The following is a 14,547-nucleotide window of genomic DNA, read 5'->3' on the forward strand; positions in this document are numbered from 1 at the left end:
CATGACCTCTGACGCGCCTCTCAAGGGGCTGAAAGTCATCGAGCTGGCGCGCATTCTGGCCGGTCCGTGGATCGGCCAGACGCTGGCCGATCTGGGCGCCGAGGTCATCAAGATCGAGGCGCCCGAGGGCGACGACACCCGCCGCTGGGGGCCACCGTTCATCGAGCGGCCCACCGAGCATGGCACCGAAACCGTCGCCGCCTATTTCCACGCCGCCAACCGCGGCAAGCGGTCGGTGACCTGCGATTTCTCGAATGCGGGCGATCTTGCCGCGCTGAAAGAGATGATCGCGGGCGCGGACGTGGTGATCGAGAATTTCAAGGTCGGCGGGCTGAAAAAATTCGGCCTCGATTACGACAGCCTGTCGGCGCTGAACCCGCGCCTTGTCTATGCCTCGGTCACCGGCTTCGGGCAGGACGGGCCTCGGGCCAAGCAGCCGGGCTATGATTTCTTGATTCAGGGCATGTGCGGCATCATGGATCTGACCGGCGCGCCGGACGGCGAGCCGCAAAAGGTCGGCGTGGCGTGGATCGACCTGTTCACCGGGCTTTACGGGGTGATCGGCGTGCAGGCCGCGCTGGCCGAACGCGAACGGTCGGGCAAGGGGCAGCAGGTCGATCTGTCGCTGCTGGATTGCGGCGTCGGGGTTCTGGCCAATCAGGCGGCGAATTTCCTGCTGGGCGGCGTAACGCCGACGCGGCTGGGCAATGCCCATCCCAATATCGTGCCCTATCAGGTGTTTCCCTGCGCCGATGGCCACCTGATCGTGGCCTGCGGCAACGACCGGCAATTCGCCGCGCTGTGCGCCATGCTCGGGCTGGAAGGCCTCGCCGAGGATCCGCGCTTTGCCACCAACCCGGCGCGGGTTGCGCATCGCGACACGCTGTGCCCGATGCTCGAAGCCGCCATGGCAGGCCGCCCCAAGGCCGATCTGATCGCCGCGCTGGAAGCTGCGGGCGTTCCCGGCGGGCCGATCAACACCGTGGCCGAGACGCTGAGCGAGCCGCAGATCGAAGCGCGGGCCATGCGCATCGCCCCCGAGGGCATCGCCGGGCTGCGCACCCCGATCAGCTTTTCGCGCAGCGATCTGGTGCTGGAGCGCGCCGCCCCCGCGCTTGGGCCGAAAGTCTCGGCCGACTGACCGCTCCGGCGCAGGGTTTTCTTGCGCCGGGGCATTCACATTCCCTCACTTCTGCCCCATCTGTCCCCTGACGCGACCGAACGGAAAGGCCGACCACAGGTGCAGAAACTAGACTTGCCGGAACGGCCCGATTGGCGCGACAAGGCCGAAGAGCTGGGCTTTACCTTTGCCGACATGCACGGCGAGCCCTATTGGGAAGAAAGCTCGGCCTATGCTTTCGGCCTTGCCGAGATCGAAGAGCAGATCGAAGACCCCTGCACCGAGTTGCACGGCATGTGCCGCGAGGCGGTGGCGCGGGTTCTGCAATCCGAAGAACTGCTCGACCGTCTGAGCATTCCCGACGAGCACCGCGATTACATCGCGCAAAGCTGGCACGACGGTGCGCCTGAGCTTTATGGCCGGTTCGATCTGGCCTATGGCGGCGATGGCCCGGCCAAGCTGCTGGAATACAACGCCGATACCCCGACATCGCTTTACGAGACTGCCGCGTTTCAGTGGCAATGGTTCGAAGACAATCAGGCGCTTGGCGTGCTGCGCGCCGATGACGACCAGTTCAACGGCGTGCACGAGGCGCTGGTTGCCCGCTTTGCCGAGATCTTCCCACAAGGCGAAAACCTGCACTTCACCGCCGCCGCAGGCGCGCCCGAAGACTATGCCACCGTCGAGGCGCTGGCATGGGCCGCCCGCGAGGCCGGGATGGGCGCGCATTACACCGATCTGCAAAAGATCGCGATCAGCGACGAGGGCCAGTTTCTCGACGACGAGGACCGGGTGATCGGCACGCTGTTCAAGCTCTACCCGTGGGAAGACCTGCTGCGCGACGATTACGCAGAGCACCTCGCCACATCGCAATGCCGCATGATCGAGCCGCCGTGGAAGGCGATCCTGTCGAACAAGGGCATCCTGCCTGTGCTCTGGGAGATGTTCGAGGGCCACCCCAACCTGCTGCCCGCCTTCTTCGAAGCGGATCTGGCCGCCGGGTCCGCGCTGATCGACCGGGCCTTGGTGCCGATGCAGCGCCATGTTCTCAAGCCGTTGTTTTCGCGCGAAGGCGCATCGGTGACCATCATCGAGAACGGCAAAACCACCGAGACCGCCAAATCCAGCGATTACGACGCCCATCCGCGCATCGCGCAGGCCTATCACCCGCTGCCGGTGTTCGGCGGATTTCGCCCGGTGATCGGCGCATGGGTCGTCGGCGAGACCTGCTGCGCCATCGGCATCCGCGAGGATCAAAGCCGCATCACGCAGGACCTGTCCCGTTTCAAACCGCATTTCATCCGTGACTGAGGATTTCCCCGATGACCAAACGCTCTCGCACCGCAGCCCTTGCCATCGTCGGCGCCGCCTCGTTCGCCCTTGCGGGCTGCCGCGAGGAACAGGTCGACGCGCGCGCCTTTCCCGACGTCGACAGCTGTCAGGCGGCGGTGGGCCCCGACAGCCTGTTTTCCGCGCAGGATTGCACCGATGCCTTTGAAGAGGCGCAACAGCTGCACGCCGAGACCGCGCCGCGCTACGACAGCCTTGAGGTCTGCGAGGAACAATACGGCGAGGGCAACTGCGGCTCCGAGGCGCAGGCGACGAGCGGCGGATCGGGCAGCATCTTCATGCCGCTGATCGCCGGCATGCTGCTGGGCAACATGCTGGGCGGGCGCGGCGTCGGGGCGCAGCCGATGTATCGCAACAGCGACGGGCGCTTCACCACGCCGGGCGGCGGGACCAGCTATGCCAACAACACCGGCAAGGCCAAGATCGGCGCGCAGGCGTTTGCCAAGGCCCCGACGACCATCGGCAAACCGCCGATGACCCGCGCCACCGCCACCACGCGCGGCGGCTTTGGCTCGACCGGCGGGCAACGCGGCTTCGGCACCTGACGCCAGCCTGTGAACGGCCCGCTCCGGCGCGCGCGTAGACCCAAAGGGCCGATCCTGACCGCCCCCCCTGCCCCGGCCCTGCACCGGGCAAGGATCGAGCGACTGCCCGGCACCACCTTCGACCTTCTTGCAAGACTGAAAGCCCCCATGACCGACCCCTGCCCCTCTGGCGCCGCGCTGTCCGAAGCCGAGGCGTTTCTGGCGACCCATCCCGATGTTCAGGCCATCGACATCCTGCTGCACGATTCCAACGGCATCGGGCGCGGCAAGATCATTCGGCGCCACGAGCTGGAATCGCTGTACCGCAGCGGGCGGCACCTGCCGATCTCGATCCTCGGGCTGGATGTGGTGGGCGAGGACGTGCATGAAACCGGCCTGATCTGGGATGCGGGCGATGGCGATCTGCGGGCATGGCCGGTGCCCGGATCGCTGGTGCGCCAGCATGGCACCGACCCCGCTCGCGCCGAGCTGCTGCTGTCGCAATACCACCTCGATGGCACGCCGATGCTGTCCGATCCGCGCCACGCGCTGACCCGGCAGGTGGCGGCAATGGCGCAACTCGATCTGCACCCGACCGCCGCTTTCGAGCTGGAATTCTTCCTGCTCGATCCTGAACGCGATGCGCAAGGCCGCGTGCAGCCGGCGCGCGATGTGCTCGACGGGCGCCGCTCGACCCGCACCGAGGTCTATTCCGTCGACCAGTTGATCGGCATGCAGCCGCTGCTTGATGACATCTACGCCGGTGCGGCGCTGGCCGGGATCACCGCCGAGACGGTGATTTCCGAATACGCGCCCGGCCAGTACGAGCTGACCCTGCGTCACCGCGACAATATCCTGCAAGCCGCCGACGATCTGGTGCGGCTCAAGCGGATCGTGCGGGCTCAGGCGCGCCGCCGCGGCGTGGTCGCCTGTTTCATGGCCAAACCGCTTGCCGATTTCGCCGGGTCGGGGATGCACCTGCATGTCAGCCTGCGCGACGGCACCGGCAGCAACGCCATGGCCGAAGCCGAGGGTGCGCCCTTTGCCGACACGCTGCGCCATGCCATCGGCGGCACGCTGGCCACCATGGCCGAGTCGATGCTGGTCTTTGCTCCGCATGCCAACAGCTGGCGGCGCTTTGCCGATCAGAGCTACGCGCCGGTCTCGCCGGTCTGGGGGGTCAACAACCGTTCGGTCGCGGTGCGGGTACCGGCCGGGGAACGGCGGGCGCGGCGGCTGGAACATCGCCCCGCGGGGGTCGACGCGAACCCCTATCTGGTCGCAGCGACGGTGCTGGCCGCGATGCGCAAGGGCATCACCGAGCGCATCGACCCCGGCCCCGAAACCACCGGCAACGCCTATGCCTCTGAGGCGGGGGCGCAGATCCCGCGCGACTGGAACGCCGCCATCGCCGCGGCCAGCGCATCGACGTTCCTCAAAGACGCACTTGGCACCGAGATGCACCGGACATTCACCGCCGTGAAGGCCGCCGAATACGCCCGCGTCGCCCGCACCATTCCGGATGTGGATTTCGAGCTGTATCTGCACCGGGTGTGATCCGGTCTTTTTCGGCACTTCGAGCGTCTTGCTGACCGGGCAGACGCCATTTCAGACAGGATGCTTCGCATGTCCATGCCGTCAGGGCTGTCCGCCTTTCCGATCACCCCCGCCGATGCGGATGGCCGCGTCGATCTGGCCGCGCTTGGCCGGATCATCGATCGGCTTGTCGCCGCTCAGGTCGGTTCGATCGGGGTGCTGGGAAGCACCGGCATCTACATGTACCTCAGCCGCGATGAACGCCGCCGCGCCGTCGAAGCGGCGCAGGATCGCTGCGGCGCGATCCCGCTGGTGGTTGGTATCGGCGCGCTGCGCACCGATGAGGCGATCGGCCTTGCCCAGGACGCAAGGGCCATGGGGGCGGCGGCAGGGCTGCTGTCGGCGGTGTCCTACGCGCCGCTGAGCCAGGACGAGGTGTATGAGCATTTCTCTGCCGTGGCCAAGGCCAGCGGGCTGCCAATCTGCATTTACGACAACCCCGGCACCACGCATTTCAGCTTTTCCCCGGATCTCGTCGCCCGTCTGTCGCGGGTGCCGGGTGTCGTCGGGATCAAGAACCCCCCGCCGCCAGATGGCCAGATGGCGCACCACCTTGCCAGGCAGCGCAGCGCCACCTCGCCCGGTTTCAGCATCGGCTACAGCGGCGACTGGTGCTGCCCCGAGGCGATGATCGCCGGGGCGGATACGTGGTACAGCGTGCTGGGCGGGATCTTTCCGCGCATCTGTGTCGCGCTGAGCCGCGCGGCGCAGGCAGGCGATACCGTTCAAGCCCGACGGCTCGATGCGGCGCTCGCCCCGGTCTGGGAAGTCTTTCGCAGCCACAGCAGCCTGCGCGCGGTCTATGAGATCGCCCGCCAGATCGGCCTGACCACCGCCGAGCCACCGCGCCCGATCCTGCCACTCGGTGCCGAGGGGCGGCGCGACATCGCACAGATGCTACGCAGCCTTCCCCCGGAGATCTGCGGCTGAATGCGCAAGTTTGTTTTGTCCGGTCACGATCCGGGCAATACTGCCCGCGCCAGACCGGTTTGGAGAGCAAGATGCAGCCGTCGCAAGAACATGACGCACAAACCGTGAGCGCGCGCATCGACGCCTTCGTGCGTGCCAACTTCCGTCTTGCCGGAACCCTGCGCCTGCACCGCGCGGCGCTTGGCTGGGATCTGCTGCGCGCCCCACTGAACGTGATGCTGGCGCCAATTCACCTGCTGGTCATGCTGATGGGGCTTTGCGCGCGCATGGTCGGGCTGCACCGGCTGGGGCGCTGGCTGACCAGTCGGCAACTGTTGATGAAGACCGCCGTCGCGCGCGAACTTGAACTGCGACTGCTGGGCGATCTGCTGCAAGGCGCGCCGCTCAGCCCGCAGGGGCTGGCGCGGCTCGACGCCTATTGCGCCGTGCGCTCTGCCATTGCCGAGATCACCACCTCGCTCTTCGTGCTTTGCGCCGGGCTGGCGCTGTTCGGCAGCGCCACGCCGGGCATCATGTCGCTGGCCCCAAGGGTGTCGGATTATTTCGGCCACGCCAGCGCGGTTGCAGCCTTTCCGCTTGGGGCGGGGTTGGGGGGCCTGTGGTACGGCGTGTTCCCGGTCGCGCTACCGGTGTGGTTCGTGATCGCCACCGGGGTTGCGCTGGCAATGACCGGCGCGCTGGTGACCACCTTCGCCGGAATCATCGCCGATCCGGTGCAGGCCCTCGTCGGCATTCACCGCCGACGGCTGGCGCGCTTGCTCGAGGCACTTGCGAGAATCGACGGTAACGCCGCGGGAATCGCCCCAGAGCACATTCTGGCAAGGCTGGCAGACCTGACCGACGCCGGCATCAGTCTCGTGAGACTGCTGAGGTCGTGACCACCGCCCGAGCTACGCCTTGCTTAACGCATTCCGCTGGCACCGGGACGCAGCGCCCCTGCCAGCGCCGCCGCCAGCATAGCACAGCAGCCGACAAGCCCGAAAGACACCCGCAACGAGGTCAGCTGCGCGATAAAGCCGATGGCTGGCGGGCCGAGAAGCATGGCGCCATAGCCCAGCGTCGCCACCGACGCGATGGCCTGCCCCGGCGGGATCTGCGGATCGTTGGCCGCCCGGCTGAACGCCATCGGCGTCACCGCCGCCAGCCCCATGCCGATCAGCACAAAGCCAAGCACTGCAAGCGATAGCTGCGTGGTCAATGCGCACAGACCATAGCCCACCGCCGCCAAAGCACCGCCGATGCGCGCAACCCGAACCGGCCCGATGCGCAGGATCACCCTGTCGATGGTCAGACGCATCGCCACCATCGTCATCGAAAACGCGGCATAGCCCAGCGTCGCGCGGCTGTCGGCTGCGCCAAGCACATCTCGCAGGAACACCGCGCTCCAGTCGACTGCGGCGCCCTCGCCCAACCCGGCGGCCATGGCGATCAGCCCCACCAGCACAAGAGCTCCGCGCGGCAGGGAAAACATCTGCCCGCCGCCCTGTGCCCGGCGGATCGGCGACACCCAAGGCAAACGCAGGAATGGCCCAAGCACGCCCCCGGTGATCAGTGCCGCAAGGCAGAAATGCAGCGCCACGCCCAGCCCGGCGGTGGTCGCGACATAGCCGCCAGCGGCCCCAAGACCCGCGCCAAGGCTCCACATGGCGTGAAACGATGACATGACGCTGCGCCCGAGGTGACGTTCGACCTCGCTTCCCCAGCTGTTCATCGTGACATCCATCGCCCCGTGGCACATGCCAAAGACAAACAGCGCGACGGTCAGCGCCAGCGGCGACCACGACAGCCCGACCAGCAGGATGCTCAGCAGATAGACCACTGCCAGCCAGCGCGTCACCAGCGCGGCTCCGAAATGATCCGACAGCCGACCGGCCAGCGGAAACGACAGCAGCGCGCCGCCGCCCATGAACAGCAGCAGAATGCCAAGGCCGCGCTCGTCCAGGCCGAGCCGGTCGACAAAGGCCGGGATGCGCCCGGCCCAGCTGCCCAGCAACACGCCGTTGAGCGCAAAGGCGGCGGCAACGGCGCGCCAAGGGGTGTTCAGTTGCACCATGATCGGCCCCGGATGTCTGCTCCGCTAGGTCTGCGGGCAATCGGATTGAAAGGCAACAGGCGGGCTGCGTTCAGGCACATGTCGCAGAAAATCCCGCGAGGCGCATCGCCTTGCGTCTGCCGTGAAGACTGCGGGTCAGGTGCAATTCTCCGATGCCGGCCTTGCGGATCATGCCGCTCAGATATCCGGTTGGCGAGGAAATCTCTCCACGACAGAATTTTTCGAAGATCAACGCCAGCGCAGCGGTTGCGGTGGCAGTGCCCAGCCGGTGCTGTGCGCTGTTCCATGCCTCGGCGGTGATGCCGATCATCGGGCGCAACTGGCCCGCAATGCGGTGCAGATCTGGCCAGCTGCGTAGCGGGCCGCCAACGGTGCGCGCCCATGCGGTAAAGTCCTTGCGGCATTCCAGAACGGTTTGGGGATCAGGGCTGTCTGGCCTTGGCGTCTCTGCCGTTGCGGCTTGCTGATTTTCAACATCCGGTTGTTTTACAAGATTATGTTGATTTTTAGGTTGTATGTGAGGGCCGAAACCGGACCCCACGGAGGTCATATCGGGGCTTTGTTGCGCAAAGGCCGAGTGGGGGATTCATCTCGTGAATCCAGCGTGGTAGCTGTGCCGCATGAGCAGACCGATCCCGCCAAGCTACAAGACCAGGAACTGGCCATCCTGCAACGAAGCGCTGAAGCGCGTGGCTCCCTGACCATCTGGTTCGATCCGGACATGGCTTGGGCGCCTACGCCGACCGGTAAGCGAGGCAGGCAGCCGCAGTATAGTGATGTCGCGATCCAGACCTGCCTGACGAGGGAAGTTCTCTTCGGCATGGCCCTCAGGCAGACCACGGGCTTCGTCGAGAGCCTGCTGCGGCTGCTCGGGCTTGACTGGACGGTGCCGGATTTCAGCACGCTTAGCCCGCGCCAGAAGACATTGGCCGTGACCATTCCCTACCGGGGCTAGCCAGGGCCGCTGAACTTGCTGATCCCCTGTCGGGCAGCGGACAGCACCGGCATCAAGGCGAATTTCACGCCCGCAAGCATGGTGGCGCAAAACGTCGTCTATGGCGCAAGATCCACATTGGCATCGATGAACAGACGCTGAAGATCCGAGCCATTGAGATCACCGGGAGCAACATCGGCGACGCCCCCATGCTGCCTAAACTGCTCAGCCAGATCCCCGCGGATGTAGAGATAGGCTCGGCACTGCAGACGGGGCCTATGTCACACGCAGGTGTCATGACGCAGTCGCCGACCGAGGCGGCTCATGCCGTCATACCGCCACGCAAGAACGCCAGGCCTTGGAAGCCACCGATCTCGATCTGATCCTGACTGGCATCACCACTGGCTGCGCGAACCCAATGATTGCGAGTTCGAATGTGTCGCGCTCGAAGACTGCTGCGGTGCCAACCTTGCGGCTGCCTTCGCCATGATCCAGATGCAGAGCGGCGCGTTCGGCACCGTTTCGATCACCGCTGGCTTTGCGGCGCGTCTATTTCGATCCGGTGCACCCCGGAGAATTCCAGCGCCACTGCGCCCTGAAGCGGGCGCATGTGATGGGTGCGCAGATATTGCGCAGCAAAGGACGAAGGCGCGGTAAGGTGCAGGCAGCTGCCATCGCAATGTGCAAAGCGCAGCGCGGCAAACCAGCTGGCATGCAGACCCGGATCGGTTCGGGCCAGTCGGTCCTGCACCTTGTTCCAGCGCGGATCGCCGGCGGGCTCTGCGGTTCTGGGCGCGCCGAAATTCAGGTGTACGACATTGGGCAGGTCGGGGGCCTGCGACTCGGCCCCCATGCGCGCGGTGAAATCGGGGCCGACGTTTTCCCAGACCGGTGCGCTCAGCCGGTGAATCTCGGCCAGGTTCAGACGATAGGCGGCGACCCTGCCCCGCACCCCCGGACGCAGCTGCAACAGGATCCCCGCGCTTGTCAGCCGCTTGATCTCGCGCTTGACGGTGCGTTCATCGACCGACCACATGCGTGCAAGTTCCCGCTGGCCTACCGTCAGCTCGTCAAGGCGCCAGTTGTAACGCGCCGTCACTACCGCCACGAGGCGCAGCATAGAGGTCTGGAACGTCGCCGACCCGTTCAGCCCGGCGACAGACATCGCCGTCAGTAGGTCGTATTTCTGCGGACCCGCCTGCGGTCCCGTAAATCGGTTTGTCTTCATGATTGCCACTCGCTGCCTCAGGGTCCGGCTTCTAAGGCCGATTCCCGTTCTGTCCCAACTGTCGCTTAATCCCGTAATTTGTCAACCGTGCGATAAAAGCAGGAGGCAAGAAGAGCTTTCAAAATTCTATCGAAGAAAAGGTTTATTGGTAATGGGTGACATATATCTGTCACCCTATCCTCCCTGTTCTGTCACCCTATAAGCGGTTTCCCCCAGCCTCCTGTCACCAAAACCGGTTCTCCACATGCCGGAAAGCCCCGCAATTTCGCGACTCAGGCGAGAAAAATCCGAAAAACGGGATTTCAGGATTTGAGCTTTGGGGAAATCGCGTTATCAACCCCGCAATAGCATAAAACAAGAGCAGGGCCATGCGCGATCACTCTCACCTTCAATCGATGAACGAACGCAGCCTTGCGCAGCAAGCCGCGGTACGCCGAGCGACCTTTTCCCCGGCCGAAGAAAAAATCCTCCGGCCCTTCTCGATCTGGGAAATCAGTCAGTTCATGTTCAATGTGCCCGCCGACACGCTGCGCAAGAAGCTTGCCGATGATCCGGCGTTGCCGCAGGGCTCGGTCGAGGAAGACGGGCGCCAGCGTTGGTTCTCTCTGGCGGAAATCAACGAGCTGCGCCGTCGTTTGCGGTTTCGTGGCAAAAGCTTGCTGCCGCGACGTCCAGCGGGGCGCGCGATGCGGGTCGCTGTTTCGAATTTCAAGGGCGGCGTTGGCAAGACCGTGGTGGCGCAGCATCTGGCCAATGCGGCGGCGCTGGATGGCTATCGCGTGCTTGTCGTTGATTTTGATCCGCAGGCGACGCTGACCCATTCGATGGGGCTGGTCGAGGTCAAGGAATGGAACACCGTCTGGGGCATCATGTGCCGCGATCTGTGCCGAGAAGCCGATCGCATCGCCGCGGCCTATGACGACCCCGCTGACTGCCCCTATCCCACCTCGCATGAGCTGCCCGAGGATGTGCAATCCATCGCTGCGCAGCGCACCCAGGATTTCATCCAGAAAACCTCCTGGCCAACCATCGACATCATTCCCAGCTGCGCCAATGCCGCCTTTGTCGAATTCGCCAGCGCGCAATATCGCGCCATGCACAAGGCCTGGAGCTTCTTTGGCTGCGTCTCGCGCTATCTGGGCGAGTTGCCCGACGATCAATACGACCTGATCATCTTTGATTGCCCGCCTGCGATTGGCTACCAGTCGCTGAATGCAGCCTTTGCTGCCGATATCCTGTATATCCCGTCGGGCCCCGGCTATTGGGAATATGACAGCACCACCAGCTTTCTGGGTCAGCTTGGCGATGCGCTGCACGACATCTCCGAAGGCTACGCCAAGATCGCCACCGATGCGGGCATTCGCTTGCCCAAGAAATTCGATGACGTACGCCTGCTGATGACCCGGTTCGAAGCCTCCAACCCGCTGCACGCCGCGATGATGGAAGCCTTTCAGAATGTGTTTGGTGATGATGTCTGCCTCAACGCCATCGAAATGACCCGTGCTGTTGAACAATCGGGCCGCTTTCAGATGTCGGTCTATGAGCAGGACTACCGCCAGATGACCCGCGAAACATGGAAGCGCGCGCGGCAGAGCTTTGACAACGCCTACACGGAATTTCGCGAGGTGGTTCTGGCCGCCTGGGATCGTCGCGACCAAGAACAGGAGGGTGAGGTATGAGCAGCAAGAACAAATTCGGGTTTGGCCCGCTCGATGATACCGCCCTGCCCCGCAAGCGCGCCCGCGATGTCGGGCCCATGGGCGCCGCTGTGCGCGAAGCTGCGGGCAGTCTTGCCGAGAGCACCGAAAACTTGGTTGAACAACGACGGATGAACGCCGCGGATGCCAAGGAATTCCGCCGTGCGCAGGACGAAGGGCGCGTGCTGGTCAGTATCCCTCTAGATCAGATCCGCACCGATGATCTGCCGCGTGACCGGTTGGACCTGGATGCGGTTGCCGCCTCGGATGAGATGGAAGAGCTGAAAAGCTCGATCCGCGAGCGGGGCCAGAAAGAGCCGATTGAGGTGTTCCGTCTGGGCGATGGTTATCAGCTGAAAAAGGGATGGCGCCGCCTGACCGCGCTGCGCCATCTGTTCGAGGAGACCGGCGATGAACGGTTTTCTCAAGCCGTGGTGCGGGTCGATGAAGGCGCTGCGAGCCGCATCGATCTCTATATCGACATGGTCGAAGAAAACGTCATCCGTGAGGATCTGAGCTTCGCCGAAATGGCGCAGGTTGCCATCGTGGCCGCCGCCGATGATGCGATGGAAGGGCAGGGCGCAGATGCCCTCGTGGGTCGGCTATACGCCTCGATGCACAAGATGAAGCGCTCGTATATTCGCAGTTTCGTGTTCTTGATGCAGGCGGTCGGGCCGTCGTTGCGGTTTCCCAAGGCGGTGCCGCGCAATCTTGGGGTCGATGTGGCGCGCCGCCTACAGGCGGCCCCGGATCAGGCGAAGGCGCTGGCGCGTGATCTTGCCCGCGCCGACACTCCGGACGCACAGGCCGCGATCCTGCGGCGGTTTGCCGACCATCCCGCCGACGCACCCGTGGCCCGCCCTCGGCGTGAGAAGAGCGAAAAATACGAGTTTCACGTCGGTCGCTCGAAGGTCACGGCCCGCAAGGGCGAATGCCGAATCCTGTCTGAAACGGATTTTTCATCGGTCGATCGCCAGACGCTTCAGCGCGCCATTGAGGCGTTCGAGGCCGTCCTGCTCAAAGGGTAACCCGTGGGTTNNAACCCACGGGTTACCCTTTGCGCGGCCGACCCATGCCGCGACGCCGGGGCCAGCTGGCTCTGCCCGCATGACGACGCAACCGGCCACCTGCATGCGCTGCCTGCAAAAGGTGGTGGATCCGGCGCGGCAGGATCTGTTGAAACTGCAACATGGCGGTGTCGATGCGCCCGTGGTTTCCAGCGCATTCAGCCTGCCATTCCTGACCACGGTAAAGCCCGTAACCACTGCGGCTATGGCGCGGATCGTCGGCGTTTACGCCGGCGGTTTTGGCCTGTGAAGCACCAATGTCGGCGAAACGGTCCGCCACAAGATGCGGCGCGTCCCGATTTAAGGAGGCTGCTCAACATCGTTCCCGAAGCGGCGAGGTATATTGGGTCGCGCAACATTAGCGAAATTGCCCGCTTGAGCGTGTTCAACAACCGGCCCGATGCGCTGTGCGTGTCTGGCCTGACCGCCGGTGTTGAAACCGATACGCAGGTCCTGAGCCGCGTCAGGGAAGCGGTGCCCGAGACCAGGATCCTGTGCAACACCGGGTGGCGGGTCGACAATGTCGAACGTCAGCTTTCGGTGGCTGGTGGTTGGCGCGACCTTCAGGATTGACGGCAGGTTCGAGAACCTCGTGGACCCTGAAAGGGGGGGGGCATTCATGGACAAAGTGAAGTCCTCGCGCTGAGCCGCAAAGGGAGGCGACTGAAGGCATCGAGCCAAGCCTTGATGTCCTGCGACGTGGCGCAAAGCTGGTGTCGGCTGCACCACGTGGGTCGTCACATTCGCAGGCTCGCCGCAAGTGTTCGGGAAAGCTCATGCGAGACGCTTGAAAAGGCAATGAGCTGTCGCCGCATGGCGGCCGTGTCCGACGAAGGCAGCGCCGCAACCGCGAAATTCCAAGCCGAAGCCTTGATCCGCAGCTTCAACAGCTGATCGCTAGCCGCGCCAGTGGCAGACAGCCTGCCATGGCGCGACACGCGACCGCAAAAGAAAGGGCACCCTGACCGTGGAAGCCATTCCGCGCCATAGGACACGCTCCCTACCTGACTGCCGATCGAAATCTCGGCAAGCTTTTGTTTTTAAGTGATAATTTAGCCTGATTGTTCCGCCGCTAGGATGGAACGGTGGGAAGTTCGAACGTCCTGCGGCGAGCGCAGTTTTTTGCCCGCTTGATTTCGTCATTGGCCAGTTTGGCCAATCTTGGAGGTGCGCGAGCTCTTGACCCAGAAACGGACGAAAGGACCGAACAAGGTGAAGAGCCTGGAGAACCTTACACTCGCGCAAGTATATCCGTGCGTATCGGGCGATACAAATCTCAACTGCTGCGGTGATCCCGACTGCGGGAACTATGGGATCGAACCGGCGCCAGCGCAGCACGCCTTCGTAGGGCGCGGCGCGGCCGAGAGGCGGCTGAAAGCGGCCATGGCAGACCCCACGATCGCGCGTGGTGTCGGTCGCTACAAGATCGAGGCTGAGAGGGGCGACAACCTCCGCCGCGAGACCGATGCATTCGAGTTTGCAGGCGATCCTCGCGCCTGGAATGAGGGTCGCGTCCTGAGCTGTCAGCACGTCCTAGGGGACTCGGAATGCGAGGTTCGGCCCCGACTGATGTCGAGCGAGGCATACGAGTAAGAGCGACATCGACTATGGGCCCAGAACGGAGCCTTGGAGAGGCCCTTCTGTGGCAACTGTGGCACAGGCTATCTGGAGAAGTCTGAGGAGTTCATCGTCAACGGTGCCAACGGCAAGCCGTCGGGAAAGGTCGGCCACAAGAAGGGATCTGTGCCCCGCGCGCGCTGCGTTCGGGTGATCCATAAACCCTTCTAGGGGCTGCCCGGTGCCCGCTTCACAGTCTCGAGCGAGCATCGTCGTCAGAAAAAGCGCGATGAGAATATCGAGTTATTATCCCTTCTGGCCAATGGCACCGGTCCTCACGACATCCGCCGCCTTCTGCGGACGCCAGGAAAGGAAACCGAGCCGGGACTGTCGAGGATCTACGATCGCATCTTCTGGAGGTCTTCGAGGACGCCTATTTTGACGTCGCTCGGAGCTCGACGCTTCGCAAACTGGACTTGCTTCACTTCCGT

15 protein-coding genes are annotated in these 14,547 nt (G+C 64.1%); 12 read left to right on the forward strand and 3 right to left on the reverse strand.

Annotation, left to right across the window (positions count from 1 at the left end; genetic code table 11):
- The first annotated feature begins 1 nt into the window (after position 1).
- The 6 genes from KO516_RS22605 to KO516_RS22630 all read left to right on the forward strand — a co-directional run bounded on the left by KO516_RS22605 (position 2) and on the right by KO516_RS22630 (position 6,398).
- Positions 2 to 1,141 (forward strand): CaiB/BaiF CoA-transferase family protein, encoded by a 1,140-nt coding sequence (locus tag KO516_RS22605; protein WP_216006052.1) that lies wholly within the window; start codon positions 2 to 4, stop codon positions 1,139 to 1,141.
- A gap of 99 nt (positions 1,142 to 1,240) precedes the next feature.
- Positions 1,241 to 2,431: a glutathionylspermidine synthase family protein gene (locus KO516_RS22610; RefSeq protein WP_216006053.1), complete on the forward strand. Its 1,191-nt coding sequence runs from the start codon at positions 1,241 to 1,243 to the stop codon at positions 2,429 to 2,431.
- 11 nt (positions 2,432 to 2,442) lie between these two features.
- Positions 2,443 to 3,015, forward strand: coding sequence for a DUF1190 domain-containing protein (locus tag KO516_RS22615; protein ID WP_216006054.1), 573 nt, complete (start codon positions 2,443 to 2,445; stop codon positions 3,013 to 3,015).
- A 147-nt stretch (positions 3,016 to 3,162) separates the two neighbouring features.
- Positions 3,163 to 4,551 carry a glutamine synthetase family protein gene (locus KO516_RS22620; RefSeq protein ID WP_216006055.1) on the forward strand — a complete coding sequence of 463 codons (1,389 nt, stop codon included), beginning with the start codon at positions 3,163 to 3,165 and terminating at the stop codon, positions 4,549 to 4,551.
- Between the two features lie 69 nt (positions 4,552 to 4,620).
- Entirely contained in the window at positions 4,621 to 5,520 is a 900-nt protein-coding gene (locus tag KO516_RS22625; RefSeq protein ID WP_216006056.1) for a dihydrodipicolinate synthase family protein, read from the forward strand.
- Positions 5,521 to 5,591: 71 nt separating this feature from the next.
- Entirely contained in the window at positions 5,592 to 6,398 is an 807-nt protein-coding gene (locus KO516_RS22630; RefSeq protein ID WP_216006057.1) for a DUF6635 family protein, read from the forward strand.
- Positions 6,399 to 6,421: 23 nt separating this feature from the next.
- Here the strand turns inward: KO516_RS22630 and KO516_RS22635 are convergent, their stop codons facing one another.
- The gene (locus KO516_RS22635) at positions 6,422 to 7,573 is read right to left on the reverse strand and encodes an MFS transporter (protein ID WP_216006058.1); all 1,152 of its coding nucleotides are present in this window, start codon (positions 7,571 to 7,573) and stop codon (positions 6,422 to 6,424) included.
- A gap of 70 nt (positions 7,574 to 7,643) precedes the next feature.
- Positions 7,644 to 8,123 (reverse strand): replication initiation protein RepC, encoded by a 480-nt coding sequence (gene repC / locus KO516_RS22640; protein WP_216006059.1) that lies wholly within the window; start codon positions 8,121 to 8,123, stop codon positions 7,644 to 7,646.
- On the opposite strand from repC, the gene KO516_RS24845 reads away from it, so the two are divergent.
- Together KO516_RS24845 and KO516_RS24850 are read left to right on the forward strand one after the other, a co-directional pair.
- Positions 8,034 to 8,528, forward strand: a complete 495-nt coding sequence (locus KO516_RS24845) for a transposase (RefSeq protein WP_371742135.1) — start codon at positions 8,034 to 8,036, stop codon at positions 8,526 to 8,528. The two genes, repC and KO516_RS24845, sit on opposite strands and share 90 nt — an antisense overlap.
- Before the next feature lie 26 nt (positions 8,529 to 8,554).
- The gene (locus KO516_RS24850) at positions 8,555 to 8,890 is read left to right on the forward strand and encodes a transposase (RefSeq protein ID WP_371742137.1); all 336 of its coding nucleotides are present in this window, start codon (positions 8,555 to 8,557) and stop codon (positions 8,888 to 8,890) included.
- 143 nt (positions 8,891 to 9,033) lie between these two features.
- On the opposite strand, the gene KO516_RS22650 is transcribed toward KO516_RS24850, so the two are convergent.
- The gene (locus tag KO516_RS22650; protein ID WP_216006060.1) at positions 9,034 to 9,735 is read right to left on the reverse strand and encodes a DnaA N-terminal domain-containing protein; all 702 of its coding nucleotides are present in this window, start codon (positions 9,733 to 9,735) and stop codon (positions 9,034 to 9,036) included.
- 368 nt (positions 9,736 to 10,103) lie between these two features.
- Here KO516_RS22650 and KO516_RS22655 point away from each other — a divergent pair, with 368 nt between their 5' ends.
- The 4 genes from KO516_RS22655 (at position 10,104) to KO516_RS22670 (ending at position 13,072) form a co-directional block, all read left to right on the forward strand.
- Positions 10,104 to 11,414 carry an AAA family ATPase gene (locus KO516_RS22655; protein WP_216006061.1) on the forward strand — a complete coding sequence of 437 codons (1,311 nt, stop codon included), beginning with the start codon at positions 10,104 to 10,106 and terminating at the stop codon, positions 11,412 to 11,414.
- Complete coding sequence (locus tag KO516_RS22660) at positions 11,411 to 12,460, forward strand: ParB N-terminal domain-containing protein (RefSeq protein WP_216006062.1); 1,050 nt, start codon at positions 11,411 to 11,413, stop codon at positions 12,458 to 12,460. Before KO516_RS22655 ends, KO516_RS22660 begins: the two co-directional genes overlap by 4 nt.
- Positions 12,461 to 12,539: 79 nt before the next feature.
- On the forward strand, positions 12,540 to 12,749 hold the full coding sequence (locus KO516_RS22665) for a BtpA/SgcQ family protein (RefSeq protein WP_216006063.1): 210 nt from the start codon (positions 12,540 to 12,542) through the stop codon (positions 12,747 to 12,749).
- A complete protein-coding gene (locus tag KO516_RS22670; RefSeq protein WP_216006064.1) occupies positions 12,746 to 13,072 on the forward strand; it encodes a BtpA/SgcQ family protein in 327 nt (108 codons plus the stop codon). The genes KO516_RS22665 and KO516_RS22670 overlap by 4 nt, the downstream gene beginning before the upstream one ends.
- The last annotated feature ends 1,475 nt before the right edge of the window (positions 13,073 to 14,547 follow it).

It is taken from the genome of Citreicella sp. C3M06 (assembly GCF_018860705.1).
In the GTDB taxonomy this organism is placed as follows: domain Bacteria; phylum Pseudomonadota; class Alphaproteobacteria; order Rhodobacterales; family Rhodobacteraceae; genus Salipiger.

Excerpts from the sequence above, each read along its gene's own strand:
- KO516_RS22605 (WP_216006052.1), top strand. The coding sequence starts at position 2 with ATGACCTCTGACGCGCCTCTCAAGGGGCTGAAAGTCATCGAGCTGGCG.
- KO516_RS22615 (WP_216006054.1), top strand. The coding sequence starts at position 2,443 with ATGACCAAACGCTCTCGCACCGCAGCCCTTGCCATCGTCGGCGCCGCC.
- KO516_RS22620 (WP_216006055.1), top strand. The coding sequence starts at position 3,163 with ATGACCGACCCCTGCCCCTCTGGCGCCGCGCTGTCCGAAGCCGAGGCG.
- KO516_RS22625 (WP_216006056.1), top strand. The coding sequence starts at position 4,621 with ATGTCCATGCCGTCAGGGCTGTCCGCCTTTCCGATCACCCCCGCCGAT.
- KO516_RS22630 (WP_216006057.1), top strand. The coding sequence starts at position 5,592 with ATGCAGCCGTCGCAAGAACATGACGCACAAACCGTGAGCGCGCGCATC.
- KO516_RS22635 (WP_216006058.1), bottom strand. The coding sequence starts at position 7,573 with ATGGTGCAACTGAACACCCCTTGGCGCGCCGTTGCCGCCGCCTTTGCG.
- repC (WP_216006059.1), bottom strand. The coding sequence starts at position 8,123 with ATGACCTCCGTGGGGTCCGGTTTCGGCCCTCACATACAACCTAAAAAT.
- KO516_RS22650 (WP_216006060.1), bottom strand. The coding sequence starts at position 9,735 with ATGAAGACAAACCGATTTACGGGACCGCAGGCGGGTCCGCAGAAATAC.
- KO516_RS22655 (WP_216006061.1), top strand. The coding sequence starts at position 10,104 with ATGCGCGATCACTCTCACCTTCAATCGATGAACGAACGCAGCCTTGCG.
- KO516_RS22660 (WP_216006062.1), top strand. The coding sequence starts at position 11,411 with ATGAGCAGCAAGAACAAATTCGGGTTTGGCCCGCTCGATGATACCGCC.
- KO516_RS22665 (WP_216006063.1), top strand. The coding sequence starts at position 12,540 with ATGACGACGCAACCGGCCACCTGCATGCGCTGCCTGCAAAAGGTGGTG.